At 44.3% G+C, this 20,622-nt stretch carries 21 protein-coding genes; all 21 read right to left on the reverse strand.

All coding sequences use genetic code 11. The annotated features are described in order from the left end of the window. Positions 1–11: 11 nt before the first annotated feature. Positions 12–419 (reverse strand): TIGR02530 family flagellar biosynthesis protein, encoded by a 408-nt coding sequence (locus tag J2Z66_RS14170; RefSeq protein ID WP_312894563.1) that lies wholly within the window; start codon positions 417–419, stop codon positions 12–14. After that, positions 416–856, reverse strand: a complete 441-nt coding sequence (locus J2Z66_RS14175; RefSeq protein ID WP_209972089.1) for a flagellar hook capping FlgD N-terminal domain-containing protein — start codon at positions 854–856, stop codon at positions 416–418. Before J2Z66_RS14175 ends, J2Z66_RS14170 begins: the two co-directional genes overlap by 4 nt. Positions 857–893: 37 nt before the next feature. Then, complete coding sequence (locus J2Z66_RS14180; protein WP_209972090.1) at positions 894–2,414, reverse strand: flagellar hook-length control protein FliK; 1,521 nt, start codon at positions 2,412–2,414, stop codon at positions 894–896. Positions 2,415–2,471: 57 nt separating this feature from the next. After that, positions 2,472–3,395: a MotE family protein gene (locus tag J2Z66_RS14185; RefSeq protein ID WP_209972091.1), complete on the reverse strand. Its 924-nt coding sequence runs from the start codon at positions 3,393–3,395 to the stop codon at positions 2,472–2,474. A gap of 25 nt (positions 3,396–3,420) precedes the next feature. Next, positions 3,421–3,876 (reverse strand): flagellar export protein FliJ, encoded by a 456-nt coding sequence (gene fliJ, locus J2Z66_RS14190; protein ID WP_209972092.1) that lies wholly within the window; start codon positions 3,874–3,876, stop codon positions 3,421–3,423. Positions 3,877–3,885: 9 nt separating this feature from the next. Beyond that, positions 3,886–5,214, reverse strand: coding sequence for a flagellar protein export ATPase FliI (gene fliI, locus J2Z66_RS14195; protein WP_245375551.1), 1,329 nt, complete (start codon positions 5,212–5,214; stop codon positions 3,886–3,888). Then, the gene (locus J2Z66_RS14200; protein WP_209972093.1) at positions 5,214–6,056 is read right to left on the reverse strand and encodes a FliH/SctL family protein; all 843 of its coding nucleotides are present in this window, start codon (positions 6,054–6,056) and stop codon (positions 5,214–5,216) included. Before J2Z66_RS14200 ends, fliI begins: the two co-directional genes overlap by 1 nt. Continuing rightward, positions 6,049–7,065: a flagellar motor switch protein FliG gene (gene fliG, locus J2Z66_RS14205; protein ID WP_209972094.1), complete on the reverse strand. Its 1,017-nt coding sequence runs from the start codon at positions 7,063–7,065 to the stop codon at positions 6,049–6,051. Before fliG ends, J2Z66_RS14200 begins: the two co-directional genes overlap by 8 nt. A gap of 12 nt (positions 7,066–7,077) precedes the next feature. Continuing rightward, positions 7,078–8,661 (reverse strand): flagellar basal-body MS-ring/collar protein FliF, encoded by a 1,584-nt coding sequence (gene fliF, locus J2Z66_RS14210; RefSeq protein WP_209972095.1) that lies wholly within the window; start codon positions 8,659–8,661, stop codon positions 7,078–7,080. Positions 8,662–8,702: 41 nt separating this feature from the next. Next, complete coding sequence (gene fliE / locus J2Z66_RS14215) at positions 8,703–9,011, reverse strand: flagellar hook-basal body complex protein FliE (RefSeq protein ID WP_209972096.1); 309 nt, start codon at positions 9,009–9,011, stop codon at positions 8,703–8,705. A gap of 16 nt (positions 9,012–9,027) precedes the next feature. Then, entirely contained in the window at positions 9,028–9,477 is a 450-nt protein-coding gene (flgC, locus tag J2Z66_RS14220) for a flagellar basal body rod protein FlgC (RefSeq protein ID WP_209972097.1), read from the reverse strand. 3 nt (positions 9,478–9,480) lie between these two features. Further along, entirely contained in the window at positions 9,481–9,888 is a 408-nt protein-coding gene (gene flgB, locus J2Z66_RS14225) for a flagellar basal body rod protein FlgB (protein ID WP_209972098.1), read from the reverse strand. A 236-nt stretch (positions 9,889–10,124) separates the two neighbouring features. Next, on the reverse strand, positions 10,125–10,919 hold the full coding sequence (gene codY / locus J2Z66_RS14230) for a GTP-sensing pleiotropic transcriptional regulator CodY (protein WP_209972099.1): 795 nt from the start codon (positions 10,917–10,919) through the stop codon (positions 10,125–10,127). Between the two features lie 42 nt (positions 10,920–10,961). Beyond that, a complete protein-coding gene (gene hslU, locus J2Z66_RS14235) occupies positions 10,962–12,359 on the reverse strand; it encodes an ATP-dependent protease ATPase subunit HslU (RefSeq protein WP_209972100.1) in 1,398 nt (465 codons plus the stop codon). Between the two features lie 69 nt (positions 12,360–12,428). Then, on the reverse strand, positions 12,429–12,974 hold the full coding sequence (gene hslV, locus J2Z66_RS14240; RefSeq protein ID WP_209972101.1) for an ATP-dependent protease subunit HslV: 546 nt from the start codon (positions 12,972–12,974) through the stop codon (positions 12,429–12,431). Between the two features lie 90 nt (positions 12,975–13,064). Continuing rightward, positions 13,065–14,381 carry an FADH(2)-oxidizing methylenetetrahydrofolate--tRNA-(uracil(54)-C(5))-methyltransferase TrmFO gene (gene trmFO / locus J2Z66_RS14245; protein ID WP_209972203.1) on the reverse strand — a complete coding sequence of 439 codons (1,317 nt, stop codon included), beginning with the start codon at positions 14,379–14,381 and terminating at the stop codon, positions 13,065–13,067. Positions 14,382–14,394: 13 nt separating this feature from the next. Next, positions 14,395–16,497, reverse strand: a complete 2,103-nt coding sequence (gene topA, locus J2Z66_RS14250; RefSeq protein ID WP_209972102.1) for a type I DNA topoisomerase — start codon at positions 16,495–16,497, stop codon at positions 14,395–14,397. Positions 16,498–16,533: 36 nt separating this feature from the next. Continuing rightward, entirely contained in the window at positions 16,534–17,625 is a 1,092-nt protein-coding gene (dprA, locus tag J2Z66_RS14255; protein WP_209972103.1) for a DNA-processing protein DprA, read from the reverse strand. 126 nt (positions 17,626–17,751) lie between these two features. Beyond that, positions 17,752–18,684 (reverse strand): succinate--CoA ligase subunit alpha, encoded by a 933-nt coding sequence (gene sucD, locus J2Z66_RS14260; RefSeq protein WP_209972104.1) that lies wholly within the window; start codon positions 18,682–18,684, stop codon positions 17,752–17,754. 26 nt (positions 18,685–18,710) lie between these two features. Beyond that, positions 18,711–19,871, reverse strand: a complete 1,161-nt coding sequence (sucC, locus tag J2Z66_RS14265) for an ADP-forming succinate--CoA ligase subunit beta (RefSeq protein ID WP_209972105.1) — start codon at positions 19,869–19,871, stop codon at positions 18,711–18,713. 268 nt (positions 19,872–20,139) lie between these two features. Further along, positions 20,140–20,400 (reverse strand): hypothetical protein, encoded by a 261-nt coding sequence (locus J2Z66_RS14270; RefSeq protein WP_209972106.1) that lies wholly within the window; start codon positions 20,398–20,400, stop codon positions 20,140–20,142. Positions 20,401–20,622 lie beyond the last annotated feature (222 nt).

A 20,622-nucleotide genomic window follows, 5' to 3' on the forward strand; every position in this document is an offset into this window, starting at 1 on the left:
GGCCAGCCTGGCTAAGAAATAATGACAGCACTATCTATCTTTGTAAATACATTATCTTTCAAAGCTTTTCCGTCTATCGCGGTTACAATGGTGCGGTTAGGAATGTTGACTATTAGCGCCATTCCTTCTAAAAGCATTAACGCGTCCTTGGCTCCCTTAGATGCCGCTTGATCAATTGCAGATTCGATTTTACTGAGCTGTTCCGGCTGAAGCTCGATGCCGCGCTGCTCTAGTCTGACCTCTGCATGATGACTCAGCCGTACGATCTGGCTTTTCTGGTTTTGCAGCTGATTTTGCAGCAAGTTTTCAAAACTTGGCTTGCCAGCTTGTGGAACCGTTGCCTGTATGGGCGCTTTTCTTGCGGATACCGGCGTGCCTGCACTCGGGTAAAGCTGCCCAATCGAGATTCGCTCCATTATTCAGCTGCACCCCCGGCATTCTCAATTTTCGTCAGCTGGTCCAGCGTTATAGCCTCACCCTTTACATTGATCCATTGCTTGTCGTCTTTGAATGTAATGGAATCAACGATACCGGATTTAGTGACCGAATAACCAAGCTCATCCTTACCTAACCAGGTGACGGATTGACCGATAAGTCCAGATGCCATCCCCAGGGATTGTCTGAGAAGCTTCATCTCACCCGCCATATTCGATAACTGCTCAACGGACGTAAACTGAGCCATCTGGGCGATAAATTCTTTATCCTGCATAGGCTGCGATGGATCCTGATATTTCATTTGGGTAATTAATATTTTCAGAAAGTCATCTTTCCCCAAATCATTACCGTTCTTTTTCTGCTTAACCACTTTCGTGGCATTCAGTATATCTGATACATTACCTACGATAGGATCAGCCATAGTTTCACCTCCTGCTGCATCCGAAGCTTTCTTACACTTATGCCGTTACATCGAAGGAATTTCCGCCATATAAAGCTGGCTTGGATTCATCGGCCGCGGACAATTCCTGAATAAATTCAGTGCCCTCCAGCTCATAATTCATAGCGCTTTGTTTATTTTGACGAAGTGATTGATTGAAAGATTGCTGGTTGCGCTGGTCCTGAAACATACCTGATTGCGTATTTTCATTGTGAGTAACTTCCAGCTTCTCAACCTGCAGCCCCTGGTTCAGCAGTGATTGCCTGAGCAGCGGCAGCTGACTTTCCAGCATTTGTTTGCCTGCCAATGTATCCGCCGCAAAATGAGCGACTAATTGACCTTCATGCAAAGATATTTTCACATCTACATGACCAAGATTCCTTGGAAATAAAGAAAGCTTAGCTTCCGACAATCCTTCAGCAAGAGTGATTTTCATGTTTTTAACCACATGTTTGGTCATCTCTTCAGCAAAGTTAGCTGACGTAAATGTCTGAGGCGCTGCTTTGGTCAAGCTTTCCGTTTGCACGGGGGCTTTGATCTGATCAGGCGAGACTTGTACAGTCGCTGTATTGTCATTCACATTGGAAGCCACATTCACTTCAGCAGTCACCTTAGCGGTTTCTTCAGGAGCAGCATGCATTGTGAACATAGGAGCATTAACAGCACTCTTGGCGGCAAGCAGTTCAAGTTTTGACTTAGCAGCAGGTTGGACTACTACCTTCTCAGCTTGATCACCGTCCAATAATTTTCTGTCGTGCTTCGAAATGGTATCTTTGCTGGAGCCTTGGCCTTCTGTATGCTTAGCGGCAGTACCTTGGCTTAAAAGTCCTGCTTCAGAAGCCTTCGAACCTGCTGTTGCTAAACTGTCAGCAACCGCTTGACCTGTAAGATCTAAAGAGAGTGAAGCGGCTTGAGCTGTAAGCAGCGGCAGTACAGGCTGTATGACCTTCTGCAAATCTTGCGCTAAAAACTGAAGAATAACATTGTCGGGATTTTTCTGCAGCATCGAATTAAGCGCCAAAAGCGTATTCTGTGCGGCTAAGCTTTGTGAATCAGCAGCATTCAGATGTGATGAGAACGCTGTGGAACCTCCAGCAGCCTGTCCTGACAATGAGCTTAAAATCTCCTGGGCTTGCTGAAACCACTGTTGAATGTTCGGATCCTGTAAAAGTGCATCTGCCAAACCTTCGTTGCTATTCATAGCTTGCAGCAGCAAATTCGGCAATACTTGATTTGGATCAGGAGCAATGCCCTCCTGATTCTGTACAACAAGCTGTGCAGGCAGCGTTATTCCTTGCAGCATCTGCAAAAGTCCGGCCAACGCCAGAGCCGCATCCGTTGATTCATCTGCTGGAGCAGCTTTGGTCATTTGACCTCCCAGCACCTGAGTAAATGTAGCCTCTGTTCCGGCGGCTGCTGTTTTCCCGGCTGAATCTGCAGTGGAATTTTTACCTGCATTAGAAGTTGTCGACGTTGTAGCTGATGCAGTTGATGCAGCTGCATTATTAGTAGATGTTGTTGACATCGTTAAAGTGTCCATTATTTTCACCTCCTTTCAATCCAGATCAGCTATCGGTGATTGAATCCTGATGAATTGTTAGGGGGCCAGCTTAGAGGCAATAGATGCCGCTGTTTCTTTAGACAAATCTGCTAATGCAGTCATTACCTTGGATCTTGAAGCATTATCCATTTCGCTTAGAATAGCCAAAACCTTGGCAGAGCTGGCGCGATTCATTTCCAGCAGTACCGTAGCCGCGCTCTTTGCAGTCATATTGGCAAAAGTAAGACTTAAATCCGCATTGCTAACTTTTTGTGCGGAAGCAACTGTTTCATTTGATCCATTAATGGTTAATCTTTCTTGTAGTGCTGCTATTTCCTGATCTTTTACAGGGACAACATCCTTCATCAGGATGGAAGCTTCAGCTGCTTTTTTGGGATCCATCTTGGCAAAAATATTGGCCCGGTTCTCAGCCTTCATCTGATTAAACACAAGAACCATCTCTTTGGTAGTGAGGTTTTCCATAATTGGCGCTGCCTTGCTTGGCGACATGCTCGCGTAAATGCCGGCAAGCTGAGTAATCTGATTTTTGTACTCTTCATCGGTTTGCGTTTTTGTTGTAAGATTTTGTTCCAATTCAGCGTTTTTAGCCGTTATTTCTTTGATCGTCTTATCTTGCTTTTCAGCAATGATGTCCGAATTTTGCAGCGCTTCCTCTAATTCTGCAACTTTTGTGCTGAGCAGCGTGATTTGTTCATCTTTATTTTTGATTAATTGCTCATTATTTTGTGTTTTCCCCGGCTCCGTTGTCTCTGCTGCCTTCTCTTTGGGAGCTGGAACGATACTTCCAACGACGGGTATGTCATGCAGAGCTTTTTGGATACTGCCTTTAATATCATAGTCAAAAATCGACAGCAGCACGACGAGCAGCACCGCAGTAAACACAAACGGGATTAAAAACCAGATTAAAAATCGTTCTAATCCACTATAGGAAGAAGAGCCCTCGACATTCGTATCGGCCATTTCTCTTCCCTCCTTCAAGATGGTGTCAAGATGATGAGGCTTCAGATAACCGTTTGAAACGATTTGTCGTCATTTCATCAAGCGCTTCTTGTTCTTTTTTTCCTGATAAGGCCTGGAATTGCACGTAGGCCTTCTCACGTGCTTTCATCCATACCTTCTCGTCGATCATTTTTTCGGAAAGGTGGGCTTGTTCTTTCACCACTAGACGCTGGGCGATTTGAACTTCCCGATTTTTTTTGATAATTTCCTGATCCAGATGATTCATATAGTTTTGCAGCAGCAGCATTTCAGAAATAATTATACTGTCTGCCGAGGCTTTGGATATTTGCTCAGACAGCTCTGTTTTTTGCCGGTCAAGCTCAGTTAACCCGTTTTCTTCCGAGTGCAGGCGAACTATGGCTTCCGACAATATCCATTCGGCTTGTGTTTTTTCATTATTTTTGAGATTGACAATTTGTTGAAAGGAATACTGGAATTTCATTCAGGCGCCTCATTCCTCATAAAATTCTTGTATTAAACGTTGATGTGCTTGGTCAAATGTCAGTTTTTCCGAAGTTCTCTGTTTCGTATAATCCCAAATCGCCTGTATATGCTCCAGTGCTAAATCAATTTCTGGATTCGAACCTTTTTGGTACGCCCCTATATTGATTAGATCTTCCGAATCTTTATAAATGGAAAGCAGACGTTTTAATCGTTCAGCAGCTTCCGAGTGCTCACCGGTAACAATTTCCTTCATGACCCGGCTCACGCTGGAGAGTACATCAATGGCTGGAAAGTGGCCTTTATTCGCAAGATTACGGGCCAATACGATATGTCCATCCAGAATTCCACGGACTGCATCAGCAATAGGCTCATTCATATCATCACCGTCCACAAGAACGGTATAGAACGCGGTAATAGAGCCCTTCGGTCCTGTACCTGAACGTTCAAGCAGCTTAGGCAGCATCGCAAAAACAGAAGGTGTGTACCCACGCGTAGCGGGCGGCTCTCCTACAGCCAAGCCTACTTCCCTTTGGGCCATCGCAAAACGCGTTACGGAATCCATCATCATCATTACATTGAGGCCGCGATCCCGGAAGTATTCAGCAATGCTTGTAGCTATCATAGCTCCCTTGATCCGGATAAGCGCCGGCTGATCGGACGTTGCTACGATAACTACAGATCGGGCAAGCCCCTCTGTACCCAAGTCTCTTTCAATAAAATCGAGTACCTCGCGGCCGCGCTCCCCAATTAGGGCAATCACATTCACATCAGCCGAGGTATTCCGGGCAATCATTCCCATCAAGGTGCTTTTACCAACACCAGAGCCTGCAAAAATCCCAACACGCTGCCCCTTACCTATCGTCAGAAGCCCATCAATACAGCGGACACCTACACTGATAGGAGTTAATACCCGGGGCCTCGCCAAAGGATTTCCAGGAGCATTGTTGGTAGAATAATTAGCCATTCTTGAAGGAAGAAAGGACCCATCCAAAGGCTGACCCAAACCATCCAATACTTTGCCCAGCAGCTCATGACCAACCTGTACAGTTAAAGGCTTCCCTGTTCCCACAACATCACAGCCTGGTCCAATAGCATCAAGCTCGCCTAACGGCATCAAGATCACTTTATTGTTGCGGAAGCCTACAACCTCCGCTTTCAAAGGCTTGCTCGATTTCAAAGGATAAATATAGCAAAGATCGCCTATGCTCACATCCGGTCCTTCTGATTCCACTGTTAAACCTATAACCTGAGTGACTTTTCCGTTAACACGGATCGGATCAATTTGCAATAAATGTTCTTTATATTTTTCTACATCAGGTGGCAGCATAGCGCTCATCATTCAGCACCTTCACTCGTCATGGCTAATTGCTGAAGCGCTGCTTTAATTTCCTTCAATTGCGTATCGATCCTTGCATCAATACTGCCAAACGATGAACGAATTACACATCCATGATCGTGCACTGTAGAATCTGGAATGATTTCCAGCTCTGCCTGAGAATCGATCGATGTTAGAAGCTCTTCACGTGCATCCTGTATGTAGGCGAAATGTTCTGGTGCCACGCACAACGCAATAGTTCCTTTCTCGCGTCTGCGAGAGAGTACCTGCTGAATCAGCTCGACGACCCATTCAGGAGAAAGGTTCAATTGGCGAGCCAGGATCTTCTCTGCAATGGAGGTGCTTAGCTCAATTAAGAAGGGCTCTGACTCTTGAATAATCTGCTGCTTCAGAGTATAAGACTGCTCCAGAATGGTACGAGCTTCTGAAAGCATCTCATCATATTGCCGCTTAAGCTCAGCTTCTGCACGCTGCAGTCCTTCCTTGTAGCCATCATCATAGCCGGTTTGTCTGGCTAACTGAGAAGCTTGTTCATCCTGATTACGTCTTGTTTGCCACCATTCATTGATATCAGTGTCTGTTTGCTCTTTTAGTGCTGCGCATTCCTGCAAGGTCATTTGCACCTGTTGATCAGCAAAGGCTTCTGCATCACGAAGAATTTGCTCCTTTAAGACATTCGCATCCTGCAGTTCCTGCTGCTGCTCTGGTGTATACGCATGCATGATTGGATTATGATTTGGTTCTATTGAATTAGATTCAAGTGGTTGAGAATGTGTCAAAGACTCTATGACTTTGATATCGTCTAAAGAAATATATCCAGAAGACTTAATGACACTAGACAATGATATCGTCTCCCCCACCACGTGCTATTATGATTTCACCGGCTTCTTCCAATCGGCGAATCGTTGCTACAATCCGGGTCTGGGCTTCCTCAACGTCCCGCAAACGGACAGGACCCATAAATTCCATTTCTTCTCTGAACGTTTCCGCCATCCGTTTCGACATGTTTTTGAAAATGGCCTCCCGCACTTCTTCGCTAGCAACCTTAAGCGCAAGCTGGAGATCGGCATTCTCAATATCACGGATAATACGTTGAATAGAACGGTTATCCACATTCACGATATCTTCAAACACAAACATGCGTTTCTTAATTTCTTCTGCTAACTCAGGATCTTGAATTTCGAGAGAATCAAGAATCGTTCTTTCTGTTCCACGGTCAACCCCATTGAGGATCTGAACGATCGCAGAAATGCCGCCTGCATTCGTGTAATCCTGTGTTACGGTGGATGAAAGCTTTTGTTCCAGAACACGTTCTACCTGACTGATAACTTCTGGTGATGTACTGTCCATAAGAGCAATTCTTTTGGCTACATCTGCCTGCTTTTCTTGTGGTAAAGAAGATAAAATAATAGAAGCTTGCTCCGACTGCAGGTAAGACAGCACCAGGGCAATCGTTTGCGAGTTCTCATTCTGGATAAAATTTAATATTTGTGCAGGATCTGCTTTTCTAGCGAAATCAAACGGTCTCACCTGTAAAGTAGCTGTGAGCCGGTTGATGATATCCATCGCTCTTTGACTGCCCAGCGCTTTCTCCAAAATATCTTTTGCATAGGCGATACCGCCTTGAGAAATAAACTCCTGAGCCAAACAGATTTGGTGAAATTCATTAAGGATGGAATCCTTTTCTATACTATCCACTTTTCTGACGTTTGCAATTTCCAATGTTAACTGCTCAATTTCTTCTTCACGCAAATGCTTGAAGATTTGAGCGGAAACCTCAGGACCTAAACTGATCAAAAGAATGGCTGCCTTCTGACGCCCACTTAATCCCTGTTGAGCAGTTCTAGCCACACACTAGCACCTCTATTCGTCTACTAACCAAGTACGCAGCAAGTTTACGAAATCCTCCGGCCTTTTCTTTGCTAGAGTTTCCAGCTGTTTGCGCATTTGATTGTCGTTTGATACAGATTCGATATCAATTGTTGGAAGCTCGATCTTCGCTGGAATCTCCATTTCCTCTTCCATTTGCTGAGCTTTTTTACGTCTCATGAGCACATAGGCTCCAATACCGCCAAGGGCAAGTGCCGCAAGCACTAAACCACCATATATCAAGTAAGTTTGAGTTTTTGAAGCCGTACCGTCTGTTGGCCTAACGAAAGAATGAGCAATAACTGTAACCTTTTTAGTTAGTTCTTCGTCAGTATAGGTAACTTTATTATCGGCTAATGCCGCTCTGACAATGTTAGTCAATGCGTTTTGAATCGCTGTCTTGGACTCATCAGTCAAAGAAAGAGGATCCTCTTTAACAGGGGGCTCGATGCCAACGTTAATGCTTAAATCCTTAACGACATAAGGCGTAGAGACGATATCATTTTTGATGCGGTTTACTTCTGAATTCACAGTTCTTGTCGTTTCTTCAGAGCTTGTCTTGCCTGATCCTGTGCTGCCTGGATATCCGGGAACATCTGTAGATCCTGTACCGGGAACACCACCAGAAGCATCAGCTCCGCCATCACTTTCATAAGAACTGGTTGCTTCCTGCAAAGAAATTTCAAGACCCTTCATATCGACTTCATTCGGTGCTGTAACCAAATTTTCGGTTGATCTTTTCTGATCGAAATTCATGGTCGAGAAAACACTCACAATAACTTTGTCCTTACCATACAGCGCGCCTAAAAGATTCGTAATATTTCTCTGCAAGTCGTTGCGGAATTGATTATTAATTTCAAATTGTCCAGTCACTACATTTGTGGCGTTTTGTCCGCCATTTAATTTCGAGGAAACTAATTCCTCTCCATATTGATTCGTGATGGAAATATTTTCAATCGGCAGGTTTTTGACACTGTGTGAAACCAGATTGTAAATGGCGTCCACCTGAGTCTGAGCTAACGTATATCCTGTTTTCACTAATAGAACTACGGATGCTGTTGCTTTTTCCTCTTCAGGCTTCTTAAATGCAAATTCCTCAGGCATGGAAATAAGAACCTTGGAGCTGTTAATAGCTTGAATCGAATTAATAGCTTGCTGCAGTTCCCCTTGAACCGCATCTGCATATTTTACTTTGAATTCATTATCCGTTATTCCAAAAGAACCGCTCTCTCTGAATACGGCGAAGCCAAGCGAACCGTTCTGGTTCAGTCCCTGGGATTCCACTTCGATTCTTACGCTAGCGACTTTATTCGTAGGTACTTCGATGCTTTTTCCGTCCGAGCTTAGCTTGTAGGGAATTTTTGCTGTATCCAAGTATCCTGTAATAGCCGCTGCATCATTAGGCGGAAGATCGGTGAAAGCAAGAGAGTATTCCGTTTTGGACATATTATAACCGATGATTCCTATACTCAATAACAATAACACTAGGATGGAAATGAAAGTAATCTTCTGACTTTTGCTGTATCTGTTCCAATATTGTTTTGTTTTATTCCAATATTGGAGAATGGTTTCGTTCACCGTTTCACCTCATCCAAACAAAGTTACTCGATAATTCACTGTTACAGCTGCATCCTCATAATTTCCTGATAAGCCTCTACGACCCGATTTCTAACTTGTACCGTTAACTCCAACCCCAAAGCAGCTTTCTCAGAAGCTATTGTCAATTGATGCACTTCAGATAGCTCACCTTTAACAAAGCTCTGATTCAGTTGTTCTACTACAGCTTGTCCTGTATTCAGGTTGGCCATTGCATCGTTTAGAAAAGAGCCAAACTGCTTGCCTAGGTCTGCAGCACCGTTACCTGTGTTTTCGTTAGGTACTATGGACTTGATCAGTGATGCTGGGCTGCTGCTGATTTGATCTATCACAAAAAATCACTCTCTCTTATCTGCCGATTTCTAGTGCTTTGCTTATCATCGCTTTGCTTGCATTAAGTGCAGTCACATTCGCTTCATAGGAACGGGTTGCCGACATCAAATCTACCATTTCCTTGAGCATATCAACGTTCGGCAGCATGACAAAGCCGTTCTCGTCTGCATCAGGATGCGTCGGGTTATAAACTTGCTTAAACGGTGAAGTATCTTCAAAAATTTTATTAACTCGTACGCCTTCTCCAGTACCATCAGCCATAGCTGTTTGTAAGGATTGTGCGAAAGTAGGCTGCGATTTTGTTTCCAAAGCAACCAGCTTACGCTGATAGGGAACCCATTTCCCATCGACTAATTTCGCTCTAGTCGTTTCGGCATTGGCAATATTGGAGGAAATTACATCCATCCTTAATCTTTGCGCTGTTAATGCCGAAGAACTGATATCGAAACTGTTAGTCAGTCTCATTAGTTACCTCCCTCCTATTGCTGTACGCATTTTTTTAATTTCACTATTCAATTGTTGTACTACTACATTGTATTCTTGTTGATTCTTAGCAAGCAGGCTCATTTCGTAGTCAATATCCACATTATTTAGATTGTTGTTAACTGTGGTGTTGGGATCAGTTTTGATTTCAGGCATTACACCAGCAGACGATTTTCCTATAAAGAAATGCCTGGGATCAGTCCGATAACCTATAACTGAGGGTGTAGAAGGACCCATTTTGTCCTGCAAAAGCTCTTCAAAAGCAACTTCGGACCGTTTAAAATAAGGCGTGTCATTATTCGCAATATTATTGGCTATCACTTTTTGCCGAAGCGTTGTAACGTCAAGTGTACGCTCCATAAGGTTGAAGCCGGGCTTGTCCAATAAAAACATCCTTTTTACCCACCTTCAATATTTAGTATTAGCATTTAATAATCTTATTCCACACTAAGAATTAATTTTCCTCCTATTTTCGACAAATTATATTTAAATTAATAAATGCCTACAGGTAATTTGTAGAAATATGTAAGTATTTCGCCACGATTACTATAATGAGAGAAATCAAAAAAAGAAACAATGAGAAATAAGCCCTATCTTTCAACGAATAGGACTCACCCATAGTACCTTGGTCACGAAAAGTTTGGTTTAGATTTCAAAAGCTCTATGCCTTGAACGAGTTGTTCGTTCAATATTCTAATATAAGTCCCTTTCATTCCCAAAGAACGCGTTTCAATAACTCCAGCACTTTCCAGCTTTCGTAGGGCATTAACAATCACAGAACGGGTGATACCCACCCTATCAGCAATTTTACTGGCTACAAGCAGCCCTTCTTTTCCCTGCAGCTCTTCAAAGATATGCTCGACCGCCTCCATCTCACTGAACGACAAAGAGCCGATAGCCACTTGGACAACCGCTTTGCCTCTGGCCTCCACTTCCAATTCCTCCGCACGATCACGCAAAATTTCCATCGCTACGACAGTTGACCCATATTCAGCCAATATCAAGTCGTCGTCGACAAAAGGACTTTCGCTGCGCGTAAGGATTAGCGTTCCTAATCTTTCGCCGCCGCCGATAACAGGAACGATGGTCATATATTTATATTCAAATACATTTTTCATCTGCTCGGTAAAGTAAAAGTAGGGACCATTTTCATCGAGATTGGAAGAGGTTTCTTCAATTTTCATCAAGAAATTATTGGACTCCACAGGAAATCTTCCCTCTTGCAAAATAGCCCGATTCAGCTCGGAAGAAACGATCTCACTTGTGATGGCATGCCCCAGTATTTTCCCTTTTCTGCTAACTACATAAATATTCGCATTAACAATGTCACGCAGCACTTCCGTCATTTCCATAAAGCTGACTGCGTTGCCCACACCCTTTTGCAGCAAGCGGTTTAATCTGCGGGTTTTGTTCAATAAACTCATCTGTTTGCCTCCTACGTTCCAATCCACAACCTGCGTTCCCGATTATAAAATATACTGACTCAAATCGCGATTTTGAACGATATCCGTCAGCTTGCTCTTTACATACTCAGGATTAATCATAATATGCTCCAAATTCAGCTCAGGAGCTTCAAAAGAAAGATCTTCAAGCAGTTTTTCTAAGATGGTATGCAATCTTCTGGCTCCAATATTTTCTGTGCTTTGGTTCACCTCAACTGCTATTTGAGCGATCTCGTTGATCGCTTCATCGGAAAACTCCACGGTGATTCCCTCTGTTTGCAAAAGCGCAGTGTACTGCTTCGTCAAAGCATTCTTAGGCTCCTTCAAAATAAGCACAAAATCTTCCAGCGTTAAATTGCTTAATTCAACACGAATTGGAAAACGACCCTGCAGCTCAGGGATCAGGTCAGACGGTTTGGCAATATGAAAAGCACCTGCCGCTATAAACAGCACGTAATCGGTTTTAACAGGTCCATATTTGGTAATGACTGTAGAGCCCTCCACGATCGGCAAAATATCTCTTTGGACACCCTCACGCGACACATCGGGTCCTCCAGAGCCTCGGCTGCTTCCAGCAATTTTATCAATTTCATCAATAAAGATAATGCCTGATTGCTCAGCCCTGTTAATCGATTCCTGAATAACGTCATCCATGTCGATAAGCCGTTGGGCCTCCTCTTGAATGAGCACCTTGCGTGCTTCCTTCACGGTGAGCTTACGCTTTTTAGTTTTTTTAGGCATTAGGCTGCCCAGCATTTCTTGCATATTCATGCCCATTTGTTCATTTCCTTGCCCGGCAAGAAAGTCAAACATGGAGTTCGAATTGTCCTCAATTTCAACTTCAACAACCTCTTGCTCCAACTCGCCGGCTGCTAATTGCTTCGTAACTTCAGAACGCCTGAAGGCCACATTGGGGTCTGCAGCAGTCTCATCATCGTCCGATTGGTTCTGCCCGCCAAAGATCATTTCCAGAGGATTACGCTGCGTTTTAGGCCGTGCAGGAGAAGGTACAAGCAGCTGGACCAGTCGCTCGTTAGCCAGTTTCTCTGCTTTATCCTTGACCATTTCCGTTCTTTCGGCTTTTACCATGCGAATGGAGGTTTCAACCAGATCGCGAACCATCGATTCGACATCCCGCCCTACATACCCCACTTCCGTGAACTTTGTAGCTTCCAGCTTAATGAACGGAGCGCCTACAAGCTTCGCTAATCTTCTGGCAATTTCGGTTTTCCCCACGCCCGTCGGACCAATCATAAGAATATTCTTAGGTACGATTTCATCACGAATCGACTCATCAAGAAGGCTTCTGCGGTAACGATTCCTCAGTGCTACAGCCACTGATTTCTTCGCATTCTTTTGTCCGACAATATAGCGGTCTAATTCTTGTACAATTTGTTTAGGTGTAAGGGTGCTTTTGGTCACAGTTATGGCCTCCTCATGGGTACACGTCTACGCCGCCCTTAAGGACAAGCGCGCTTTCCTGCAAAAAGATTATTCAATCTCTTCGACTAGAATATTATGATTGGTAAACACACAGATTTCCGCAGCCGTTTCCAGCGCAGCCTTGGCGATTTCCTTAGCGCTCATTTGAGACGCATGACGGTGCAAAGCACGGCCTGCCGAAAGCGCGAAGCTTCCTCCAGATCCAATGGCGAGCATGCCATCGTCCGGTTCAATAATTTCACCGTTCCCCGAAATCAGCAGCAAGCCGCTAGAGTCCATCACAATCATCATAGCTTCCAGCCTTCTAAGCACCCGATCCTGACGCCAATCTTTGGCCAGCTCGACTGCAGCCCGCTGCAGATTGCCATGATGCTCCTCCAGCTTTCCTTCAAATTTCTCAAAAAGCGTAATCGCATCCGCTACGGAGCCCGCAAATCCAGCGATAACTTTCCCTCTATAAAGACGCCTGACCTTCTTGGCGCTGCCTTTCATAATCATGCTGTTGCCGAATGTGACTTGTCCATCCCCTGCAATAGCCCCTTTACCTTGATGACGAATTGCAAAAATGGTTGTGGCATGGAAGGTTGTATTCATCCGTTCACCTCTTCTTGATCGGTATTGTAAATGCAGCATTCAACAGCTAAACATACTCATCGTACCATATGCCAGCTTTTACTTACAAGTTTATCTGTGGAGTGCTTGTGAGAAATCCTTGATATGGTCCAATGCACGATTAGCCAGCATTTCATACCTAAGCTTCTTATTGCGTATTCTTTCCGTTGATGGCGGCAGTAATCCAAAATTGGCATTCATCGGTTGGAAATGCTTGAAATCAGCTGTTGTGATGTAAGACGCCATACTTCCCAAGGTTGTTTCCTGTGGAAGCACCAGGCAATCCAGCCCTTTGGCATAGCGGCCTGCATTCATGCCTGCCAGCAAACCCGAAGCCGCAGATTCCACATACCCTTCAACTCCTGTCATTTGACCAGCAAAAAAGAGATTGCTTCTGTTGTTAAACTGATAGGTAGGCTTCAACAGCTTGGGGGAGTTGATAAATGTATTGCGATGCATCACACCATAACGGACAAATTCCGCATTTTCCAGGCCGGGGATTAGTGAGAGAACACGCTTTTGTTCCCCCCATTTCAGATGGGTCTGAAAACCGACTAAATTATATAAGGTTCCAGCAGCATTATCCTGTCTAAGCTGTACTACAGCATGCGGCATTTTGCCTGTATGAGGATTAATTAAACCAACCGGCTTCATGGGACCGAACAGTACCGTTTGCTTGCCCCGCTTGGCCATCACTTCAATGGGCATACAGCCTTCAAAATATATTTCTTTCTCAAAGGTTTTAAGCTCCGCCACCTCAGCCGAGATAAGCGCTTCATAAAAAACCTCGAATTCCTCTTCAGTCATCGGACAATTCAGATAAGCTGCCTCTCCCTTGTCATAGCGGGAAGCTAAGTATACTTTCTCCAAATCAATCGAATCCTTCTCCACGATTGGCGCAGCGGCATCATAGAAATAAAGGTATTCTTCTCCCATTAGCTCTTTCAAGCCTTCAGACAAAGCAGGAGAAGTAAGCGGACCTGATGCTACAACTGTTATACCATCAGGAAGACTTTGCACCTCTTCGTTGCGGACTTCTATAAGCGGATGGTTGCGTAATGTTGACGTGATTTCATCTGAAAATCCGTCTCGATCCACTGCCAGGGCACCACCTGCGGGAACCGCATGCTTGTCTGCCGCGGCAAGGATCAAAGAATTCATAAGTCTCATTTCTTCCTTAAGTACACCAACCGCATTCGTTAAACCGTTTGCACGGAGTGAGTTGCTGCACACAAGCTCGGCGAATTTATCCGTGATGTGTGCTGGCGTTTTGCGGACGGGACGCATTTCATATAAAATTACCGGCACACCCTGATTTGCAATTTGCCATGCGGCTTCACTGCCTGCCAAACCTGCGCCGATAACGGTCACTTTCTGAATTTCGGACAAAATAACTGCACCTCTAATCCTTGGAATCATCGTTAACGTCATCGTTAACTTCTTCTTTGAAATCACATTTCACACATTGCAGCTTAACGCCGCTCTTATTTCTCTTCTCTACAAGCAAAGAGCCGCATTCTGGACAAGGCCTTGATACGGGTTTATCCCACGAAACAAAATCACAGCCAGGATAACGATCACAACCGTAGAAAATTCTCCCCTTCTTGCTTCTGCGCTCCACGATCTTTCCTTCATTACAGGTTGGACAAGTAACCCCTGTGTCCTTAATGATCGGCTTAGTGTTCCTGCATTCCGGAAATCCGGAGCAAGCCAGAAACTTGCCGAAACGGCCCATTTTATAAACCAGATGCCGGCCGCACTTCTCACAAAGCTCATCGGAAACCTCATCTTGAATCTCGATTTCCTTCATTTCCTCTTCAGCTACCTCAAGACGCTTCTCAAAAGAGGTGTAGAAGGTTTCCAGAACTTTGACCCAGTCGCCCTTGCCTTCTTCGACAAAATCGAGTTCTTCTTCCATATGCGCCGTAAATTCAACGTCTAGAATTTCCGGGAAAAATTCAGACATAAGCTGAATCACAAGGTCTCCCAGCTCTGTCGGAATAAATTTCTTCTCGTCAATGGCAACATAGCCACGCTTTTGAATCGTTTCCAGGGTAGGTGCATAAGTACTTGGACGCCCTATTCCCATTTCTTCAAGCGCTTTTACGAGCCGTGCTTCTGTGTACCTTGGTGGAGGCTGAGTAAAATGCTGCTTCGGTTCGATGCTTTCCTTTTTAACTTTATCGCCCTGCTTCAGTGCAGGCAGCAGCTTTTCTTCTTCTGTAGTGCCATCATCATTGCTTTCTACATACACCTTCATAAACCCTTGAAACTTCATCTTCGAGCCATTCGCCCGAAAAACAGTATCGCCTGCCGCCAAATCAATCGTCATTGTATCGAGGACTGCCGAAGACATTTGACTAGCTACAAAACGCTCCCAAACAAGCTTATATAAGCGGTATTGATCTCTGCTAAGAAATTCCTTCATCAGCTCCGGCTCACGTAGAATGGAAGTCGGTCTGATGCCCTCATGCGCATCCTGGGCATTTGCATTTTTCTTTAAATATTGCCGCGGCGTTTCCGGATAGAAGGTTTCACCGTATTTGTTAACAATGAATTCCTTCGCTTCTTCCTGGGCAGTCGGGGAAATTCTTGTAGAATCCGTACGCATATAGGTGATTAAACCGACGGTTCCTTCTTTTCCCAAATCGATTCCTTCATATAGTTGCTGGGCGACAGACATCGTCTTGGAAGCACGGAAATTAAGCTTTCTTGCCGCTTCCTGCTGAAGTGAGCTCGTAATAAAAGGCGGCGATGGATTACGCTGGCGTTCTTTTTCCTTGACCTCTTGAACGACAAACGCACCTTTTCCCATTGCATCCATAACTACCTTGACGTCAGCTTCGGTATGCAGCTCTTTCTTTTCGCCCTTCAGGCTGTGGTATTTAGCTTCGAACGTGCTTTTACCTGATTCCAGTACAACTGTGATGCTCCAGTATTCTTCCGGATCAAAAGCAGTGATTTCATGCTCTCTATCCATAATAAGCTTTACCGCTACAGATTGAACTCTGCCCGCTGATAAACCTTTTTTGACTTTCTTCCATAATAAAGGACTGATTTTATAACCTACAAGACGGTCCAAAATACGCCTTGCCTGCTGGGCATTGACCAAATCCTGATCAATTTTCCTCGGCGTTTTGAAGGCATCCTTCACAGCCTCTTTGGTAATTTCATTAAAGACCACGCGGCATGCTTCATCCGCATTCATATCCAAATAGTGTGCAAGGTGCCAGGCAATCGCTTCCCCTTCACGATCCGGGTCAGCTGCGAGATAGATGCGCTTGACTTTCTTGCTTGCATCCTTCAGTTCCTTCAGAATTGAACCTTTACCCCTGATGGTAATGTACTTAGGTTCAAAATTATTATCGACTTCAACGCCGATTTGGCTTTTTGGAAGGTCCCGAATATGTCCCATCGAGGCTTTAACAATAAATTTACTGCCCAAGTATTTACCGATGGTTTTGGCTTTTGCAGGTGACTCAACAATAACTAACGAATCCGCCATAGCCGTCCTTCCTCCCCTCATAATATGCTGTTTTATCTATAATTTCATATAAGTTGATCCTGGGAGTTGTGTAATCTGTTTTTTCATTGATAAAGATAACAGAATCGAATGCAAATGTCCAAACGTAAATTGGCTCAGTTCCAGCAAACTGTCAATATTCGCAGGCTCCTCAGTTAAAATTTGCATGATTTCAAGCTCGTCTTCAGTGAGTGCTGGCGCCATCTGCTGCGACTGCAGCACGGCCGAAGCCTCTTTCGGAAATAGATGCACATACTCCTCTTTAATATCCTCAATTGTAGTTAGTATTTTGCAGCCCTGCTTAATTAAAGGCAGCACTCCCTGACTCTTTGGCGAAGTGATTTGTCCTGGAACGGCGAATACATCTCTCGACTCTTCAATGGCTAAATCCACCGTAATAAGGGATCCACTCCGCTTCGCCGCTTCTACAACCACGACACCTAAAGACAAGCCGGCAATAATCCGGTTGCGGTAAGGAAACATCCCGGGATGCATCTTCGCTCCTATTGGATACTCGGATACAATCAGGCCTTGCTCCTCTATTTGTCCTGAGAGAATCCGATTCTCCGGCGGATAAACCTGATCAATTGCACAGCCCAGAACGGCAATTGTCCTGCCAGAGCCTTTCAATGCACCGCGGTGCGCATAGCTGTCAATTCCTCTTGCCATGCCGCTAACGATGCCAAAACCTAGATTAGAGATAGAAAAGGCAAAATCTTCGGCAACCTTCTTGCCATATGCTGTCGGCATCCTTGTACCTACTATGCTCAAAAGATGCAGATTAATTAAAGGAATGTTTCCCTTATAATAGAGAACCCAGGGAGGCTGGGCAATTTCCTTCAAAATTGCGGGATATTCGGAGTCAAATAAGGTCAGCGTACAAATTCTCATATTGGCGTATAAAGTGAGCTTGCTTTCCACATAGCTGGCTGTGAGTTTTCTTGATATAAGCTCTGCTTGCTCACGACCAATGCCCAGCGCAGTTAGTTCTGCTGCAGATATAGCAAAAATCTCCTGCAGCTCCGGAAGCCTGTTGATGAGTCTCAAAATGGTCTTCCAGCCAATTCCTTCAAGCTCATGAAGGCCGATGAGGATGCTGCGATTATCCATTAGTATATACACTCCTTTGCATTCTGACAAATTTTTGAATCAGAAAAAACAAAAAAACCTTTCAAATCCCCTTGCGGGGACATGAAAGGTTGCTTACCTTACATCATAAAAAAGCTATGAACATCTTTATTTTTTAGTGATGCATTTTTCTAACAAGCCTTGCTCTTCCAGAACACTAACCAGGGTTGAACCCATCTCTGAAGGAGTTGGAGCTACACGGATGCCGCAAGCTTCCATTGTGGATACTTTCTCAGCAGCTGTACCTTTTCCTCCGGAAATGATTGCGCCAGCGTGGCCCATTCTTTTTCCTGGAGGAGCCGTTTGTCCGCCGATAAAACCAACAACAGGCTTTGTCATGTTAGCTTTGATCCATTCAGCTGCTTCTTCTTCAGCTGTTCCACCAATTTCACCGATCATAATGACGGCATAGGTATCTGGATCTTCATTAAACATGTGAAGGATGTCGATAAATTCCGAACCCTTAACCGGATCTCCACCGATACCAACTGCAGACGATTGACCGATTCCGCGAGTTGATAGCTGATGAACAGCTTCATACGTCAAAGTTCCGGAACGGGAAATAACGCCTACGTGTCCTGGTGTATGAATGTATCCAGGCATAATCCCGATTTTGCATTCTCCAGGAGTGATGACACCCGGACAGTTAGGTCCGATAAGAACGGTTCTTTTGCCTTCTAAATAACGGCTTACACGGATCATATCCAGAACAGGAATACCTTCTGTAATACAGATAACAAGATCCAGATCAGCATCAACAGCTTCCATGATCGCATCAGCAGCAAAAGGTGGCGCTACATAAATAACAGAAGCATTTGCTCCTGTTGCAGCTTTCGCTTCATTTACAGAATTGAATACTGGAAGTTGAACAGTGCTGCCGTTCTCCAAAGTGATGTCAAGCTGAGTTCCACCTTTACCGGGAGTGACGCCGCCTACCATTTGTGTGCCGTAGTCAAGGCCGCCTTTGGTATGAAACAATCCCGTAGCACCGGTAATACCTTGTGTAATAACCTTTGTGTCTTTATTTACCAAAATACTCATGATCTATGTTCACATCCCCTATATTTTTACTTTACAAGAGCAACGATTTTTTGTGCGCCGTCAGACATCGAATCAGCAGCCACAATATTCAGACCGGATTCATTAAGAATCTTCTTGCCCAGATCGACATTAGTACCTTCCAAACGAACGACTAAAGGACGATCAAGGGAAACCTGCTTCGCAGCTTCAACAACACCGTTCGCAATAATATCGCATTTCATGATACCGCCAAATATATTAACGAAGATACCCTTCACTTGTTGATCAGAAAGAATGATCTTGAAGGCTTCCGTTACTTTCTCAGTTGTCGCACCGCCCCCTACGTCCAGGAAGTTGGCCGGTTCGCCGCCATAATATTTAATAATATCCATAGTCGCCATAGCTAGTCCAGCGCCATTAACCATACAGCCGATATTTCCGTCAAGTGAAATATAGCTAAGGTCGAACTTGGAAGCTTGAATTTCTTTCTCATCTTCTTCAGCAAGGTCACGAAGCTCAACGATATCTTTGTGGCGGTAAAGCGCATTGGAATCAAAGTTAATCTTGGCATCCAAAGCCATAACATCACCACTGCCTGTTACAACGAGCGGATTGATTTCAGCGATAGAGCAATCTTTTTCAACAAATGCCTGGTAAAGGGACATCATAAACTTAACAGCCTTATTCACCAGCTCGTTCGGAATGTTGATTGCATAAGCCAATCTGCGTGCTTGGAACATCAAAAGACCTACAGCCGGGTCAACTACTTCCTTGAAAATTTTCTCAGGAGAGTGCTCAGCTACTTCTTCAATTTCAGTTCCGCCTTCTTCTGAAGCCATCAGTACAACACGGCCAGTTCCGCGGTCCACAACGACACCTACATAATATTCTTTCTTAATGTCGCAGCCTTCTTCAATTAAAAGACGCTTTACTTCTTTACCTTCAGGACCGGTTTGGTGAGTGACCAATACTTTGCCGAGAATGTCCTCTGCATATGTACGAACTTCGTCCAGGTTTTTGGCAACTTTAACGCCGCCTGCCTTCCCCCGACCTCCAGCGTGAATTTGCGCTTTCACTACAACTACGGAAGTACCGAGTTCTTTGGCCGCTTCCACAGCTTCATCGACGGTAAAGGCCACTTTGCCTCTAGGCACGTTGACTCCGTACTGTCTCAGGACTTCCTTGCCTTGATACTCATGGATGTTCATTTCCTTAAATCCTCCTATCAGTATGGACTTACTATAATACAAAAGCAGCAAAATATAGTGCGACTTTTGTAATCACCTTTGTCATTTAGACCTAACTTGATTTACAAAAGGAAGGAACAATAATCGCACTCTTTTACAAGCCTTATCTATTGTACCACTTATCTTTGATAGTTTCCTTCTTTTTTTCTCAATATTTCTTCAACATATGACAACAAACAAAAAGCACACTTTTCGCGAAAAAAATGTGCTTGCTAATAAAAACCGCGATTTAGCGGTAAACGGCCGTCGTTGGTGTTTCCACACGGGGTTCGCGTTCGGCTTGCTTGATAAATCTCATTTCATTGCTGGCGAAGCTGCAAACCAGACATTGAATGGTCGGCTCAGTCTCCACAATCGGTTCGGGCTCCAAAAATTCTTTGACAATACCGCTTAAGGCATCCTTCAAAAAAGACTGGGAATAGCTTGTAATCGTGCTGAATTTAATGCGATTCGACCGGCAATTCGGACAAAAGTAAGGAACTTCCTGCATTATGCTCACCTCATGTTGTAGTATGGAGATATCCTCATACTTACAAGCTCCCCCAACGAGAGTAAAAATATCCATAATTTTATTATTCTCTATACTCATGGAGCAAAGAAATCAATTTATTAAAGAAACAATCGCTGAATCGCTGCTAAAAAGGAGGAAAATGACGTTGTTTGACGAATTTCTCTCAGTATCATAAAAAATTCCTTCTATATATACATCTAC

Origin of the sequence: Paenibacillus eucommiae, assembly GCF_017874215.1 — a bacterium.
In the GTDB taxonomy this organism is placed as follows: Bacteria; Bacillota; Bacilli; order Paenibacillales; family NBRC-103111; genus Paenibacillus_AI; species Paenibacillus_AI eucommiae.

Bases quoted from the DNA above. Each gene is read 5' to 3' on its own strand.
- hslV (WP_209972101.1), bottom strand. From the start codon at position 12,974: ATGAATACAACCTTCCATGCCACAACCATTTTTGCAATTCGTCATCAA.
- flgC (WP_209972097.1), bottom strand. From the start codon at position 9,477: ATGAGACTGACTAACAGTTTCGATATCAGTTCTTCGGCATTAACAGCG.
- J2Z66_RS14175 (WP_209972089.1), bottom strand. From the start codon at position 856: ATGGCTGATCCTATCGTAGGTAATGTATCAGATATACTGAATGCCACG.
- dprA (WP_209972103.1), bottom strand. From the start codon at position 17,625: ATGGATAATCGCAGCATCCTCATCGGCCTTCATGAGCTTGAAGGAATT.
- topA (WP_209972102.1), bottom strand. From the start codon at position 16,497: ATGGCGGATTCGTTAGTTATTGTTGAGTCACCTGCAAAAGCCAAAACC.
- J2Z66_RS14180 (WP_209972090.1), bottom strand. From the start codon at position 2,414: ATGGACACTTTAACGATGTCAACAACATCTACTAATAATGCAGCTGCA.
- fliJ (WP_209972092.1), bottom strand. From the start codon at position 3,876: ATGAAATTCCAGTATTCCTTTCAACAAATTGTCAATCTCAAAAATAAT.
- fliI (WP_245375551.1), bottom strand. From the start codon at position 5,214: ATGAGCGCTATGCTGCCACCTGATGTAGAAAAATATAAAGAACATTTA.
- sucD (WP_209972104.1), bottom strand. From the start codon at position 18,684: ATGAGTATTTTGGTAAATAAAGACACAAAGGTTATTACACAAGGTATT.
- J2Z66_RS14270 (WP_209972106.1), bottom strand. From the start codon at position 20,400: ATGCAGGAAGTTCCTTACTTTTGTCCGAATTGCCGGTCGAATCGCATT.
- flgB (WP_209972098.1), bottom strand. From the start codon at position 9,888: ATGTTTTTATTGGACAAGCCCGGCTTCAACCTTATGGAGCGTACACTT.
- sucC (WP_209972105.1), bottom strand. From the start codon at position 19,871: ATGAACATCCATGAGTATCAAGGCAAGGAAGTCCTGAGACAGTACGGA.
- J2Z66_RS14185 (WP_209972091.1), bottom strand. From the start codon at position 3,395: ATGGCCGATACGAATGTCGAGGGCTCTTCTTCCTATAGTGGATTAGAA.
- codY (WP_209972099.1), bottom strand. From the start codon at position 10,919: ATGAGTTTATTGAACAAAACCCGCAGATTAAACCGCTTGCTGCAAAAG.